This window comes from Shewanella sp. JNE2 (assembly GCF_023159115.1).
Lineage (GTDB): Bacteria > Pseudomonadota > Gammaproteobacteria > Enterobacterales > Shewanellaceae > Shewanella > Shewanella putrefaciens.
This window is the reverse complement of sequence record NZ_CP096169.1, coordinates 3116406-3131544: the sequence shown is the minus strand read 5'-3', so window position 1 is coordinate 3131544 and position 15139 is coordinate 3116406. Positions and strand designations below refer to the sequence as shown.

At 45.9% G+C, this 15139-nt stretch carries 12 protein-coding genes; 9 read left to right on the top strand and 3 right to left on the bottom strand.

Annotated elements, in window-relative coordinates:
* Window positions 1-2: 2 nt before the first annotated feature.
* Both MZ182_RS13960 and MZ182_RS13955 read right to left on the bottom strand, forming a co-directional pair.
* Complete coding sequence (locus tag MZ182_RS13960; RefSeq protein WP_248065821.1) at window positions 3-1748, bottom strand: bifunctional metallophosphatase/5'-nucleotidase; 1746 nt, start codon at window positions 1746-1748, stop codon at window positions 3-5.
* 139 nt (window positions 1749-1887) lie between these two features.
* Complete coding sequence (locus MZ182_RS13955) at window positions 1888-2979, bottom strand: CNNM domain-containing protein (RefSeq protein WP_011788700.1); 1092 nt, start codon at window positions 2977-2979, stop codon at window positions 1888-1890.
* A 144-nt stretch (window positions 2980-3123) separates the two neighbouring features.
* On the opposite strand from MZ182_RS13955, the gene MZ182_RS13950 reads away from it, so the two are divergent.
* From MZ182_RS13950 to der, 8 genes are all read left to right on the top strand, one after another.
* A complete protein-coding gene (locus MZ182_RS13950) occupies window positions 3124-4245 on the top strand; it encodes a bifunctional tRNA (adenosine(37)-C2)-methyltransferase TrmG/ribosomal RNA large subunit methyltransferase RlmN (protein WP_007646311.1) in 1122 nt (373 codons plus the stop codon).
* Between the two features lie 32 nt (window positions 4246-4277).
* The gene (gene pilW, locus MZ182_RS13945; RefSeq protein WP_248065822.1) at window positions 4278-5066 is read left to right on the top strand and encodes a type IV pilus biogenesis/stability protein PilW; all 789 of its coding nucleotides are present in this window, start codon (window positions 4278-4280) and stop codon (window positions 5064-5066) included.
* Window positions 5063-6148 (top strand): RodZ domain-containing protein, encoded by a 1086-nt coding sequence (locus MZ182_RS13940; RefSeq protein ID WP_248065823.1) that lies wholly within the window; start codon window positions 5063-5065, stop codon window positions 6146-6148. The genes pilW and MZ182_RS13940 overlap by 4 nt, the downstream gene beginning before the upstream one ends.
* Before the next feature lie 49 nt (window positions 6149-6197).
* The gene (gene ispG / locus MZ182_RS13935) at window positions 6198-7313 is read left to right on the top strand and encodes a flavodoxin-dependent (E)-4-hydroxy-3-methylbut-2-enyl-diphosphate synthase (RefSeq protein ID WP_011788704.1); all 1116 of its coding nucleotides are present in this window, start codon (window positions 6198-6200) and stop codon (window positions 7311-7313) included.
* Window positions 7314-7443: 130 nt separating this feature from the next.
* Window positions 7444-8721, top strand: coding sequence for a histidine--tRNA ligase (gene hisS, locus MZ182_RS13930; protein ID WP_248065824.1), 1278 nt, complete (start codon window positions 7444-7446; stop codon window positions 8719-8721).
* A gap of 13 nt (window positions 8722-8734) precedes the next feature.
* Window positions 8735-9355, top strand: coding sequence for a tetratricopeptide repeat protein (locus MZ182_RS13925; protein WP_011919655.1), 621 nt, complete (start codon window positions 8735-8737; stop codon window positions 9353-9355).
* An 11-nt stretch (window positions 9356-9366) separates the two neighbouring features.
* Window positions 9367-10554 carry an outer membrane protein assembly factor BamB gene (gene bamB, locus MZ182_RS13920; RefSeq protein ID WP_011788707.1) on the top strand — a complete coding sequence of 396 codons (1188 nt, stop codon included), beginning with the start codon at window positions 9367-9369 and terminating at the stop codon, window positions 10552-10554.
* A gap of 79 nt (window positions 10555-10633) precedes the next feature.
* Entirely contained in the window at window positions 10634-12100 is a 1467-nt protein-coding gene (der, locus tag MZ182_RS13915) for a ribosome biogenesis GTPase Der (RefSeq protein WP_011919654.1), read from the top strand.
* An 81-nt stretch (window positions 12101-12181) separates the two neighbouring features.
* On the opposite strand, the gene xseA is transcribed toward der, so the two are convergent.
* Entirely contained in the window at window positions 12182-13528 is a 1347-nt protein-coding gene (gene xseA, locus MZ182_RS13910) for an exodeoxyribonuclease VII large subunit (RefSeq protein WP_248065834.1), read from the bottom strand.
* 120 nt (window positions 13529-13648) lie between these two features.
* Here xseA and guaB point away from each other — a divergent pair, with 120 nt between their 5' ends.
* Window positions 13649-15115 carry an IMP dehydrogenase gene (gene guaB, locus MZ182_RS13905; RefSeq protein WP_011788710.1) on the top strand — a complete coding sequence of 489 codons (1467 nt, stop codon included), beginning with the start codon at window positions 13649-13651 and terminating at the stop codon, window positions 15113-15115.
* Window positions 15116-15139: the final 24 nt, after the last annotated feature.

Below are 15139 nucleotides of genomic sequence, written 5' to 3'. Positions count from 1 at the left end.
TGCTATCCAGAACGTCTTAAATGGCTAGTGTAGTGAACATGTGGCGATAAAAAGTCCGCTAAATTAGGTGATCTATTTAAAAAGCGAATAAATGCCTGTGGCAAGGTAAGCGATTCCATTGACTCCTGCCAGCGAGCCTGCAATAGAGGGTGATAACCTTCTTTACCTGCAGCCGTATATGAGGTGGATACACCAACATACAAAGACTCGGGTTCGACGGGATACCAAAGCTGTTGGCTATCTTGCTGCATCATTTCAAGTTTAAATAAACGCTCACCCAGTGGGCGTCTACCATCATAGTAATAACGTAAACCATAGGTATAAGGGAAACTACCTGCGCCAGTGCCTCGCACACTATTATTAGTGGCAGCATTAATGGCCGATTCGAGTGCTTGATAGAGGAACTGGCCTTGAATTTCATATTTCACTAGTGGTAATTCAAACGGCAACAATTGCCCCATCACGTCGGCGAGAGTGAGTCGACCTTGAGCAACGGATTGACGAACACCTCCAGCATTATGCAGTGCAAAATGCACCCGTGGATCTTCAATTTTTGCTTCTTGAAACATACTGCGGCTTACCCAAGGGGCAATTTCGCTGCCATGGGGCAACGCTTTTGATGGTAAGCGAGTGTGAACTAGGTTCTTAGGGACTAGAGCAAGAACTTTATTTTCCATTTCGGCAATCGCAGGGCGATAAATAGTATTAATGACGTCTACGATATCTTCATCTGCGTCATCCCAATAAATATGGGGATGACGGCAGAGCTGTTGACGTACGGCTTGGTAATCGGCATCGCTCACACTTGTGCTAGCACTTAATATAAAGTGCTGATCGAGCATGAAATAGTTGCCACCCTCAAGCTGGATAAATTGGCCATTGGCGTCAAATTCGATCTGAGCTAAGCCTATGGTTTCTGCATATTTTCCAGCATGGACAATCGGCGTGCCATTGATAACTTCACCATAGGGAAGGTTACTTAAACCTAGATCGCGAAAATCCCCCTGCAAAGTATGGGTGTGCCCACCCACAATAAGGCTGATCCCTGAAACTTGTTCAGCAAGGCGTTTATCCTGATCTAATCCTAAGTGACTCAGGACAATAATATGCTTAATCCCTTGGGTATGAAGATAAGCTACTGTTCTTGCTGTGGTGGCGATAGCGTCTACAAAATGGGTGTCAGGATCGGGGCGAGCAATTTCTTTCATTTGATCTAACGTAATGCCAATGATGGCCATTTTTTGATCATAAAAGGGTTTTAGGATATAGCTTGCCAATTGCTGTTCATGGTCATAGGCCAAGATATTCGGCTCGCCTCGTAAACAGCCTGGCTTATTTATATCTTCTTGGCTTAAATCCATATTGCCGGCAAGCAAAGGAAAATCGATTTGTTTGGCGAAATGAGCAAGCAGGGCATTGCCCTCATCAATATCGTGATTGCCGATAACCATCGCATCAGGTGCTAACAAATTGAGTAAATGGGCATTGGCTTTGCCTTTAAAATGGCTGAAGTACAATGTGCCTTGGAAGCTGTCACCACCGTGTAGAAAAATAAAAGGCGTATCGGTTTGTGCAGCGGCGTGACGTGCTTTTGTTATCTGATAGCCTATGCGCGCATAGCCGCCACTATGGCAGGTGACACCGAGCGGTTGTTGACCCACGGTAAGGGAAAATTGCACACGGCTGGGTTCAAAATTTGAATGTGTATCGTTGATGTGCGCGAGTGAGAGAATGTAGCCCTGTGTCATAACTTACCTCTTTTACGGCGGGAGAGTATATACCCAAGCGCCCCCAAAATGCGAGTATTGAAATGAGTTGGGTATTCTCTCTAAAACAATAAAGGGAGCTAAGCTCCCTTTATATTAACAAGTGCTAAATGAAATACTATTAACCCGATCTTGCCTCATCATCATCGGCAGCGGCTTCAAAATCACCGTCATCAGAAAGGCGAATACCTTTTTGTTTCATGCGTTTTGCCCATAACTTACGTGCCAGCTGTTGCATATCCGTAGCAGGATCATTCACATCCACAATCTCTAGACCTAACATAGACTCGATGATGTCTTCTTGTGTCACAATACCTTGGCTACTGCCATATTCATCAACCACCATAGCTATTTGCGTATTACGCTTAATCATTCGCTCAAATAATGGCAGAATTTTGGCGGTTTCTGGTACAACGAAGAGACTACGTTTTAGCTCACCAATTGGAGCATCTGGTGTGTAACGCTCGGCTAGCAGCACATCGGTACGAGTGATATAACCAATAATATCATCGTGATCCTGATCGTATATTGGAATGCGGGTAAAAGGTTTATCACGGTACTCTCGAACAAACTCATTTTGAGTGAGATCAACGGGCAGTGAAAACATCACAGTGCGTGGTGTCATAATAGCAGTGACGGGCATATCTCGTACTTTTAGCATTTGAGTCAAAATTTTTGACTCTTGCTCATCAAGTTCGCCAGATTCCTGGCCAATTTTAGCCATCGCGCTCATCTCTTGGCGAATATATTGCCCTTCTTCGCCTTTACCTAAAAAGTGAGTAACCTTTTGTGACAACCAAATCAATGGCTTCGTCACCTTTTTCATCCAAGTGATCGCAATAGAAACGCTTGGTGCAAGGCGTCGCCAATGGTTTGCTCCCACAGATTTAGGAATAATTTCTGAGAAAAACAGAATAATAAAAGTTAATACGCCAGAGAAAACACCCAGCATTTCATCCCCAAACACTTTTGCAGCCTGTGCACCAGCCACCGCAGCACCAACGGTATGGGCAACAGTATTTAAGGTGAGAATAGATACTAAAGGTGCTTCGACATTGTCTTTGAGTTTACGTAATCTCGCGGCGGCAGCACTGTCGGTTTGCTCAAGTGAGGCGATATAACTCGGGGTAACCGAAAGCAAAACAGCTTCGAAGACACTACACAGAAAAGAGACCGCGACAGCGACAAGCACTATAATGATGAGGGTTAACATATAGGTGGTATTACAACTCCGTATTTTAGGCCAACATTAGCCCAGCGAGATTCTACCATAGTAGAGTTGTGTCGCTGGCTAAAAATTTATTGCATCTGTATAATTCGCCGCCCTGTTGCAGGTTTTGGTGTTGAGGTGAGTGGTATGAGTGAAAAAAAGATCAATTTATTAGACCTTGATCGTAAGGCTATGCGCGCATTATTTGCGGATCTAGGGGAAAAGCCCTTTCGTGCCGATCAACTCATGAAGTGGATTTATCATTTCGGTGTCAGCGACTTCGAAGAAATGACGAATATCAATAAAGTGTTGCGTCAAAAATTGGCTGCACGCTGTGAAATTGTTGCGCCTGAAATTTCCAGTTTCCAAAAGTCCACCGACGGGACAATTAAGTTTGCGATACATGTTGGTGAAGGGCAGGAAGTTGAAACTGTCTATATTCCAGAAGATGACCGTGCGACTTTGTGTGTATCATCTCAGGTGGGATGTGCGCTTGAATGTACGTTTTGCTCAACGGCTCAACAAGGTTTTAACCGTAATTTGACCGTATCTGAAATTGTCGGCCAAATCTGGCGGGTTTCACATTTCTTAGGTTTTGCAAAGGATACTGGCGATCGTCCGATCACCAATGTGGTGATGATGGGTATGGGTGAGCCACTGCTTAATTTAGCCAACGTTATCCCTGCAATGGATATTATGCTGGACGATTTTGGGTTTAGCCTATCAAAACGCCGGGTAACCCTGTCAACTTCTGGTGTTGTGCCCGCCCTTGATAAACTTGGTGATGCCCTTGATGTGGCATTGGCCGTGAGCATTCACGCTCCTAATGATGAGTTACGGGATATTTTAGTCCCAGTGAATAAAAAGTATCCATTGCAGGAGTTTCTTGCAGGGATCCGTCGTTATATTGCGAAATCAAATGCAAACCGTGGCCGTGTAACCGTTGAATATGTGATGCTCGATCATATCAACGACAGCACTGAGCAAGCTCACGAGTTAGCAAAACTAATGAAAGATACGCCTTGTAAAGTGAATTTAATTCCTTTTAATCCGTATCCTGGTTCACCCTATGGTCGTTCATCGAACTCGCGTATTGATCGTTTTTCGAAAGTATTAATGGAATATGGCTTAACGGTGATAGTACGTAAGACCCGTGGTGACGATATTGATGCTGCCTGCGGTCAGTTAGCGGGGGATATTCGCGATAGAACTAAGCGTTTGGCAAAAAAACGCATGCAAGAAAATCAGATTTCAGTCACAATGAATTAACTCATTGTTTGCACAGATTTATAGGCTTGCCCATGAAGCATGGATTGTCAGGGTTTTCATTAGCAATCACCTTGTCATTAGTCATGACAGGGTGTGTCACTGAGCGTACATACACAGGAACAGATATCCCTGTATCAGAGCGAAAATTAGATAGAGTCGCCGCGGCACGGGAGCGAATGCAGCTCGGTTTAACCTATTTGAATCGAGGTAACTCGGAACAAGCCAAATATAACCTTGATAAAGCAATAGAATACGCGCCAGAACTTGAAGATGTTCATGTTGCAATGGCCTATTACTATCAAACCGTGGGTGATCTTGTACGTACCGAACAAGCGTATCAGAAAGCCATTAGTACTAAGGACGCCTCTGGCGATTCCATGAATAATTTTGGGGTGTTTTTGTGCCAGCAAAAGCAATACGAAAAAGCTGAAAAAATGTTTTTGGCCGCAATAGAAATGCCCAAATATACGCGCACCGCTTCGAGCTATGAAAATTTAGGTTTATGCAGCCGAGAGTCGGGAAAAGCAGAAAAGGCACGACAGTATTTTCAGATGGCGTTAAAGTATGACCCGAGACGTTCGGTGTCATTGCTGGAGCTTGCTGAGATTGAGACTGAACAGGGTGATTTTATTCAAGCGCGTAATCAATTAGCGCGATATCACCAAGTGGCAGCTCAGACTCCAGAGAGTTTAGCGCTCGGAATAAAAATAGAGCAGGCAATGAATGATGATGCTGCCGTTAAGAAATTTGGTATTTTATTGCTTGCCAAATTTCCAGCATCACCTCAGGCCAAGCAATACAGAGTTAATTTGCATCAATGAAAGATCACGAAACCAACGCGTCAATTGAAGTTAACGAAACAGAAACCACGACGCCTGATGTAACGCTCGGAAATATTTTAAAAAATGCCCGTGAGGAAAAGGGATTAAGCATTGCCGATACCGCAGTGAAATTGCATTTGCGTCCAGGTATTGTTGAAGACCTTGAAGCCGATAATTTTACCAATATAGCGTCACCCACCTATGTTCGTGGTTATGTGAAAAACTATGCGCGCATGTTGGGTATTGACTATGCACCAATAGAGGCTTGCCTCGCTAAGCAAGTACCTTTAGTGACATCCCCTGCGATGCAAAGCTTTTCACGCAAAACAACCTATCAAGCGAGCGACACTAAATTAAAGTGGGTCAGCATATTTATTGTCATCGTATTACTCGGGTTGTTGGTTGTATGGTGGATGCAAAAATCGACGTTACTGACAACGGTCGATGTATCACAACCGACAATGGAAGAGGTTGCCGCAGCAAACCTCACGCTACCTGGCGATGTGTTGTTGACTGAAACGGATGTTAGCCAAGGGCTGACTGATATCGCAGTCAATGGATCAATGTCGATAGATGGTCCCATCAAGGATACGGATGCAAACACGATTGATCCAAATCCGATGGATACTGATGCATTAGAGTCTAATGCGTTAACGGCCGGAAATACTCATAGTGTCGCCAGTAGTAATGTTGGCGTGCCTGCGACTTCAAATCAAGCTGTGGTGGCTAATACTCCTCACACTAACAATGCCACAGGTAACATATCTACAGCCTCGTCTTCGGCGACCTTATCCGCGACGAATGCACCTACAGCGCAAGGCACAATTGCCGTTGCTGGGCAGTCTAATCTTAATATTCAACTAGCAGGTGATTGCTGGATTAATATTGTTGATGCTCAGGGCAAAGTGTTAGTTGATGGTGTAAGAGGGGCAGGGGCAAATATCCAAGTGAACGGTACTGCACCGTTTAAAGTAATTTTAGGGGCCCCCCATGTGGCGACGCTAAGTATGGATGGCCAAGCCATAAGCCTAGCTGATTTTCCTAAAGGCCGAGTTGCTCGTTTAACGCTTCCTAAAGCGTAAGACTGACTAACAGGCGCAGCAGAACGTACCGAAATAGAGCGTATTAAGTATGTATAATGAAACTCCCATAAAAAGACGTCCTTCCACCCGCATTTATGTGGGTAATGTACCGATTGGTGATGGGGCGCCGATTGCCGTTCAGTCAATGACGAATACTAAGACTACCGATGTTGAGGCTACTATTGCTCAAATTCGCGCCTTAGAAAAAGTCGGTGCCGACATAGTGCGCGTTTCCGTACCGACTATGGATGCCGCTGAAGCCTTTAAAATCATAAAACAATCTGTAAATGTTCCCTTAGTGGCTGATATTCACTTTGATTATCGTATTGCCCTTAAAGTTGCTGAATACGGTGTCGATTGTTTACGCATCAACCCAGGTAATATAGGCAATGAAGAACGTATTCGCAGTGTGGTTGAGTGCGCCCGGGATAAAAATATCCCAATCCGTATTGGCGTCAATGGCGGTTCATTAGAAAAAGATTTGATGGACAAATACAAGGAGCCGACCCCCGAGGCATTGCTCGAATCGGCAATGCGCCATGTGGATATTTTAGATCGCATGAACTTCGACCAATTTAAGGTCAGTGTTAAGGCGTCGGATGTGTTCTTGGCGGTTGAGTCCTATCGTTTATTGGCAAAACAAATCCGCCAACCGCTGCATTTAGGCATTACCGAAGCGGGTGGCGCGCGCGCAGGCTCAGTAAAATCAGCCGTTGGCTTAGGCATGTTATTGGCCGAAGGTATTGGGGATACATTACGTATTTCCCTCGCTGCCGATCCCGTTGAAGAAATCAAAGTCGGTTTTGATATCTTAAAGTCGCTACGTATTCGTAGTCGCGGCATTAATTTTATTGCCTGCCCATCTTGCTCGCGCCAAGAGTTTGATGTGATCAGCACGGTGAATGAATTAGAGCGCCGCTTAGAAGATGTCACTACAGCGATGGATGTATCTATTATTGGCTGCGTAGTGAATGGCCCTGGCGAGGCTTTAGTGTCGCATATTGGTTTAACCGGTGGACACAATAAGAGTGGCTACTACGATGAGGGTGAGCGTCAAAAAGAACGTTTTGATAATGACAATTTAGTCGATTCCCTCGAAGCCAAAATTCGTGCTAAGGCGAGCCAACTGGCAAACCGTATCCAAGTAAAAGATACAACCGAGTAAAATGTATGCATTGGTGCCAGAGACTTTGAGGTGTGCCCCGAAACCGATGGGGCCATTTTACGTTTCGTCTTCAGGCGTCTATAATGCGGAACATTTTTATTAATCTAGCGAAATCGGACGAGTCGATACAGTGGCAAAACAGATCCAAGCGATTCGCGGAATGAATGACATTCTGCCAACCCAAAGTCCTCTATGGCAAAAAGTAGAAGCGGTACTACGTTCGAGCGTCAGTGCTTATGGCTACAGCGAAATACGCACTCCAATAGTGGAAAATACCGATCTTTTTAAACGCTCTATCGGTGAAGTGACTGATATTGTTGAAAAAGAAATGTACACCTTCGAAGATCGTAATGGCGATAGTCTGACCTTACGTCCCGAAGGTACCGCCTCTACTGTGCGCGCGGGTAACGAGCATGGTTTACTCTATAACCAAGAACAGCGCCTGTGGTATATGGGGCCTATGTTCCGCCATGAGCGTCCACAAAAGGGGCGTTACCGTCAATTCCACCAGTTTGGTGTTGAAGTTTATGGTATCGGTAGCGCAGATATTGACGCCGAAGTGCTTATGTTATCGGCGCGTCTATGGGAAAAGCTGGGGATTAGCGAACATGTGACGCTTGAGCTTAATACCTTAGGTGATGCCGCTGAGCGTGCGGCTTACCGCGATGCCTTGATTGCTTTTTTAGAGCAGCATAAAGATAAGTTAGATGAAGACAGTCAACGCCGTATGTACAGCAATCCACTGCGCGTACTGGATTCTAAAGATCCTCAAGTTCAAGGGATTTTAACCGATGCGCCAGCGCTGATGGATTACTTAGGTGAAGAATCTTCACAACATTTTGCACAATTACGTGAACTCCTAGACGCCGTTGGCATCCAATACCGAGTTAATCCTCGCTTAGTCCGTGGTCTCGATTATTATAATCGCACTGTATTTGAATGGGTTACCAACAGCTTAGGCTCACAAGGCACGGTACTTGCGGGCGGACGCTATGATGGTTTAGTGGCGCAATTAGGCGGTAAAGATACCCCAGCGGTCGGTTTTGCGATGGGGCTTGAGCGTATTGTATTGCTGCTTGAAACCTTGGGCCTTACACAAGACATTCCCGCGGCAGTTGATGTGTATGTCACCGCCATGGGGGAGAATTGTCTTGTCGAAGCCATTAAAGTTGCACAGGACTTACGTAGTGCGCTGCCATACCTTAAAGTGATGAGTCACTGTGGTGGCGGTAACGTGAAGAAACAAATGAAGCGCGCCGACAAAAGCGGTGCGAGTGTGGCATTACTGATAGGTGAAGAAGAACTTGCCGAAGGTATGGTCACAGTGAAACATTTACGCAATGACAACGAACAACAACAGGTTGCTCGAAATGCCTTAAGTGCATTTTTAGCTGAACTTACCAAATAAAGGGGATGTGCGCGTGGAAATTTATAGCACAGAAGAACAACAAGTTGATGCTATCAAACAGTTCTGGAAAGATTATGGAACTTCCATTTTAATCGGTGCTGTCGTGGGCCTTGGTGGCCTATACGGTTGGAATTATTATTCCGATATGAAAGTGGCTAAAGCGGAGGAAGCGTCAAAAGCCTTTCAAGCATTGACGACCAAATCTGCCGATGAAGCCGCCATGCTAGCGGGTGTTGCTGAGTTTTCAAAAAATCACGATCAAAAAGGTTATCAAGCACTGTTGGATCTTATCGTTGCCAAAACTGCTGTAGAAGCAAAGGATTATCCTAAGGCTATCGATGCGTTGAACAAGGTTATTACGGCCAAGCCAGGGGCCAGTTTAGATACAATTGCAACCTTACGCTTGGCCCGTATTCAGGCGGAGCTTGGTCAAATTGATGCCGGGTTAGCGACCTTAGAAAAAGTATCCGATAAAGCCTTTTTAGCTCAACGTGAAGAGTTAAAAGGTGACTTCCTTGTGCGTCAAGGTGACGTTGAGAAAGCAAAAACGGCTTATCAAACCGCCATGGATAACGGTGGTGTGGTAACAAGCCCGGCACTTAAAATCAAACTTGATAACCTAAATCAGGCATAAGGGATCCCTTGATGAAGTCTTGGTGCAAAAACCTGTTAGCCGCTGGATTGAGTCTAGCGATGTTATCCGCCTGTTCATCGAGTGATGTTGAAGAAGAGCCGGTAAGTGAGTTAACTGCAATTCAGGCAACGGTGTTCCCTGAAGTAAGTTGGAGCGCCTCTGTTGGTAGTGGTGTGGGAGATTATTATTCTCGCCTTATGCCGGCAGTTCGTTACGGTAAAATTTTTGCCGCAGACCGTTACGGTAAAGTCATTGCGTTTGATGAAGCTACGGGTGACCGCGTTTGGACTAAAGATTTTAGCGAAGAGTTTCGTGATAACGCCTTAGCTAAAAATAAAGGTGCTCGCATTGCCGCAGGTGTCACCGCTGCCCGTAATAAAGTCTTTGTGGGTGGTGAGAGTGGGCTGCTTGCAGCACTGAATATCGAAGATGGCCAAGTATTGTGGCATATCGTTGCGGGTGGTGAGCTTTTATCAAAGCCAACGGTTGCTGATGATGTGGTTGTGGTGAGTACGAGCTCCGGTTCACTCGAGGCTTTTAACGTCGATACTGGCGATAAGCTGTGGGTGTACAAGATGCAGTTGCCGAACCTGACGTTACGTGGAACAGGCTCTGCCGCCTATGAAGCGGGTGGTTTCTTTATTGGTACTGCCGATGGCAAAGTGGCTGTTGTGGTGAAAAACAATGGTCAAGCCGCGTGGGAACAAGCGATTTATAATCCAACGGGCGGTAACGAGTTTACGCGTATGGCCGACGTGGATATGACACCGCTTATTCTTGGTGATAATTTATATGCAGTTAGCTATAACGGTAACTTAGTGTCGATGGAATTGCGTACGGGTCGCATAGTATGGACACGTAAGTATTCAAGCTTTAACGAATTAGCATCAGCAGGATTAAGTTTGTTTTTAGTTGACGATCATAGTCGTATCTACTCAGTTGATAGACGAAATGGTTTAGAGCTATGGAGCAACTCTGAGTTAACAAATCGAACATTAACCTCGCCTGCAGTTTATAAAGATTATTTAGTTGTCGGTGATTTCGAAGGTTATCTACACTTTATTGATCGCAGTACAGGGACGATTGTCGGTCGTATTCAAGTCGATAGCTCTGGATTATACAGTCAGCCATTAGTGGTGGATGATAAAATCTATGTTCAAGGTCGCAGCGGAAAGCTGGCTGTTGTAACACTTCCGTAGTTAAAAGTGTTATCCTTGCAGAGCCCCTGGAAGTGTGTTCCGGGGGCTTTTTATTGAAAAGTTTTTTAGAGGCAAAATCATGATCCCTGTAGTGGCCCTTGTTGGTCGACCGAATGTCGGTAAATCCACCCTATTTAATCGTCTTACGCGTACGCGTGATGCGCTGGTTGCTGACTTTCCTGGCCTAACACGTGACCGTAAATATGGTCGAGCATTCTTATCCGGCTATGAGTTCATTGTGGTCGATACTGGCGGTATCGATGGCACTGAAGAGGGGATCGAGACAAAAATGGCAGAGCAATCCCTTGCCGCCATTGAAGAAGCCGATGTGGTTTTATTTATGACCGATGCGCGCGCGGGGTTAACCGCCGCTGACTTGTCGATTGCACAGCATCTGCGTAGCCGTGAAAAAACCACTTTCGTGGTTGCCAATAAAGTTGACGGTATCGATGCCGATTCGGCCTGTGCCGAGTTTTGGTCTTTAGGTTTGGGTGAAGTCTACCAAATGGCGGCGTCCCAAGGGCGCGGCGTCACCAACATGATCGAATACGCGCTGACACCTTATGCTGAAGCGATGGGCATTGAGCGTCAAGGTGAAGAAGAAGTCGTCGACGAACGCCAATACACTGAAGAAGAAGCCGAAGCTGAGCAAAAGCGTCTACAAGATTTGCCTATTAAGCTGGCGATTATCGGTAAGCCAAACGTAGGTAAGTCAACCCTCACCAACCGTATTTTAGGTGAAGAACGGGTCGTTGTGTACGATGAACCCGGCACAACGCGTGACAGTATTTACATTCCAATGGAACGTGAAGGTCGCGAGTACGTGATTATCGATACCGCGGGTGTTCGCCGCCGCAGTAAAGTGCATCAAGTTATTGAAAAGTTCTCAGTGATCAAGACCTTAAAAGCGGTTGAAGATGCCAACGTGGTTTTACTTATCATCGATGCCCGTGAAGGGGTTGCTGAACAAGATTTAGGTCTATTAGGTTTCGCGCTTAATGCAGGACGTGCCTTAGTGATTGCCGTCAACAAGTGGGATGGCATCGATCAAGGGATTAAAGATCGTGTGAAGAGTGAGCTTGACCGTCGTCTTGGGTTTATTGATTTTGCCCGTATTCACTTTATTTCGGCGCTGCACGGTACTGGTGTTGGCCATTTATTTGAATCGATTGAAGAAGCCTATGACAGTGCCACACGCCGCGTCAGCACTTCTATGCTGACCCGTATTATGCAAATGTCCCAGGACGATCACCAGCCACCATTAGTGAATGGCCGCCGTGTGAAGCTTAAATACGCTCACGCCGGTGGTTACAATCCGCCAATCGTGGTGATCCACGGGAACCAAGTGAGTAGACTGCCTGACTCGTACAAGCGTTACATGATGAACTACTTCCGTCGTTCATTGAAAGTGGTGGGTACGCCTATTCAGCTGCGTTTCCAAGAGGGTGATAACCCATTTGAAAACAAGACTGAGAAGTTAACCATGAGCCAAGAGCGTCGCCGCAAACGCGCACTGAGCCATATTAAAGACAGAAAAACCAAATAGTGTTTTTACCGAACACATTTGAAATAAAAGGAAACTTAGGGTTCCTTTTGTGTTTTAAGACGATTTCAGCCTTGCTTAGCCTTATTCGAATGGCTTTATCTGGGTGACAGTTGAGATCACTTGGCCATAGCGTAAGCGAGTTTGTAAGTCATCACCGATAGCCAGTTTATCGACGGAGTCGATCACTTGATTGTGAATATCCGTCGTAATGCTATAACCACGACTTAAAGTGGCTAATGGGCTAACGGTTTCTAATTGATGGGCAGCGTATTTTATCCGCTGTTCACTTTGGCTGAGCTTATCCTGCAATGCATCCTGTAAGCGACTCGCAAGATAACTTAGGCGGGTACCCTCAATGGCGAGTTTATGCTTTGGTGATTGTTGTTCAAGGCGGCTTGCGAGCAACTGCTGACGGCGGCTGAGCAGATGCAAGCGATTTGATAGCGCGGACTCCAGTCGTAATTGCATTTCATCGAATCTTTGTTCGAACTGTTGCAAAGTCCGTTTAGGATCTTGGCGTTGTAATCTATGTTCTAACAAACTTAAGCGTCTTTCTTGCTTGAGCTGATAGTGTCTTACACTTTGCTGCAGCCGCGATAATACAGTCGCGAGTCTTTGGGTTTTATTCTCACTATCTTGAGAGAGAAGTTCGGCACCCGCAGACGGTGTAGGGGCACGGATATCGGCGACATAGTCACTGATAGTGGTATCGACTTCGTGGCCTACGGCGCTGACGATGGGCAGGGCGCTGTTATAAATAGTGTGGGCGAGGGCTTCGCTGTTAAAACACCATAAATCCTCAAGTGAACCGCCACCGCGGGTGAGCAGTAAAACATCGACCTCCAGCCTTTGATTGGCGATATTAATTGCCTGACATATGCTCAAGTCCGCAGTTTCACCCTGAACTTGAGTCGGATAGATAATGACTTCGATGGAGGGATCGCGCCTTGCCAATACATGTAAAACGTCGCGAATTGCAGCACCTGTTGGTGAAGTAATAACGCCAATACGTTGGATGTTTTTGGGCAGTGGCCTTTTGGTGTCAGCGGCGAATAATCCTTCGGCGGCGAGCTTCATCTTAAGGGCATCAAACTGCTGCGCCAGTAATCCATCACCCGCGGGTAACATGGACTCAATTAATAATTGATAGTCGCCTCTGGGTTCATAAACACTGATTGCGCCTTTGACTAACACTTGCTGACCATTGATGGGTTTAAAGCTGACTGTCTGATTACGGCCTTTAAACATGGCGCAGCGGATCTGGGAGTAATGATCTTTTAGGGTTAAATACCAATGACCTGAGCTAGGGGAAGAAAAGTTGGATATTTCGCCATTAAGCCAAATTTTACCCAATTGTCCCTCGAGGATTTGCCTGACTTCACCATTGAGCCGCGAGACAGTATAAATGTTGTTTTTGGTGCCTTGCATCGAATAACTCAAGAAAATGGGGATATTTGCTATTTTCCATTTACCGCGCCCCATATGCAAGGTATAATCCCGCCGCAATATTTCACCTCTAAATCCTACTCAACTGGGGAGATGTTGCTAATGCTACGTTTAATTAAAGAAGCGCTTACTTTTGACGATGTGTTACTTGTTCCTGCGCATTCTACTGTACTCCCAAATACCGCCGTTCTTAAAACTCGCCTAACCAATACTATCGAACTCAACATTCCGCTTGTGTCTGCCGCTATGGACACAGTTACCGAAGCTCGCCTTGCGATTGCGATGGCGCAGGAAGGTGGCTTAGGTTTTATTCACAAAAACATGAGTATTGAGAAGCAAGCCGAAGAAGTGCGTAAAGTAAAAATTTACGAAGCTGGCGTGGTTCAACAACCTGTGACAGTGACTCCTTCAACGACACTTGCTGATCTGAAAGTGTTAACCCTGAAAAACGGTTTTGCCGGTTACCCCGTGGTTAACGAAGCGAATGAGCTTGTCGGTATCATTACTGGCCGTGACGTGCGCTTTGTGACGGATTGGAGCAAAACGGTAGAGGAAGTGATGACGCCTAAGTCGCGTTTAGTCACCGTTGCCGAAGGCACTAAGTTAGATGAAGTGCAAAAATTAATGCACTCTAACCGTATTGAAAAAGTGCTGGTTGTCGATGATAACTTCAAATTAAAAGGGTTGATTACCGTTAAAGACTTCGAGAAAGCCGAGCGTAAACCTAACGCTTGTAAAGATGAGTTAGGCCGTTTACGCGTGGGCGCCGCTGTTGGTGCGGGTGCCGGCAACGAAGAGCGCGTTGATGCGCTGGTTAAGGCCGGTGTTGACGTACTGTTGATCGACTCTTCCCATGGACATTCTGAAGGCGTATTACAACGTATTCGCGAAACCCGTGCCAAGTACCCAGATTTACAAATTGTGGGTGGTAACGTCGCCACGGCTGAAGGTGCTTTAGCCTTAGTTGAAGCGGGTGTTAACGCTGTTAAAGTGGGTATTGGTCCTGGTTCTATCTGTACAACCCGTATTGTAACCGGTGTTGGTGTGCCCCAAATTACCGCGGTTTCCGATGCCGCCGAAGCCGTAAAAGGCTTAGGTATTCCTGTGATTGCCGATGGTGGTGTGCGTTTTTCTGGCGACTTAGCCAAAGCCCTTGCCGCGGGTGCATCTTGTATTATGGCGGGTTCAATGTTTGCTGGTACCGATGAAGCACCTGGTGAAACCGAGTTATATCAAGGGCGTGCATATAAATCATACCGTGGTATGGGGTCATTAGGCGCTATGTCTCAAGGCTCTTCTGATCGTTATTTCCAATCTGACAATGCTGCCGACAAACTGGTGCCAGAAGGCATTGAAGGCCGCGTGCCTTATAAAGGCAAGCTTAAGGAAATCATCCATCAACATATGGGTGGTTTACGTTCATGCATGGGCTTAACAGGCTGTGCAACCATTAGCGAGCTGAATGAAAAAGCGCAATTTGTAAAAGTGACTTCTGCGGGGATGGGCGAGTCCCATGTACACGATGTGACTATCACTAAAGAAGCGCCGAACTACCGTTCTGGTTCATAAATGTTTGATGTAGTGGGGCGGCAA

What these genes read in the sequence shown, in the direction of transcription:
- MZ182_RS13955 (WP_011788700.1), bottom strand. Translation starts at nt 2,979, where the DNA reads ATGTTAACCCTCATCATTATAGTGCTTGTCGCTGTCGCGGTCTCTTTT.
- pilW (WP_248065822.1), top strand. Translation starts at nt 4,278, where the DNA reads ATGAAGCATGGATTGTCAGGGTTTTCATTAGCAATCACCTTGTCATTA.
- MZ182_RS13950 (WP_007646311.1), top strand. Translation starts at nt 3,124, where the DNA reads ATGAGTGAAAAAAAGATCAATTTATTAGACCTTGATCGTAAGGCTATG.
- bamB (WP_011788707.1), top strand. Translation starts at nt 9,367, where the DNA reads ATGAAGTCTTGGTGCAAAAACCTGTTAGCCGCTGGATTGAGTCTAGCG.
- MZ182_RS13960 (WP_248065821.1), bottom strand. Translation starts at nt 1,748, where the DNA reads ATGACACAGGGCTACATTCTCTCACTCGCGCACATCAACGATACACAT.
- ispG (WP_011788704.1), top strand. Translation starts at nt 6,198, where the DNA reads ATGTATAATGAAACTCCCATAAAAAGACGTCCTTCCACCCGCATTTAT.
- MZ182_RS13940 (WP_248065823.1), top strand. Translation starts at nt 5,063, where the DNA reads ATGAAAGATCACGAAACCAACGCGTCAATTGAAGTTAACGAAACAGAA.
- der (WP_011919654.1), top strand. Translation starts at nt 10,634, where the DNA reads ATGATCCCTGTAGTGGCCCTTGTTGGTCGACCGAATGTCGGTAAATCC.
- xseA (WP_248065834.1), bottom strand. Translation starts at nt 13,528, where the DNA reads ATGCAAGGCACCAAAAACAACATTTATACTGTCTCGCGGCTCAATGGT.
- guaB (WP_011788710.1), top strand. Translation starts at nt 13,649, where the DNA reads ATGCTACGTTTAATTAAAGAAGCGCTTACTTTTGACGATGTGTTACTT.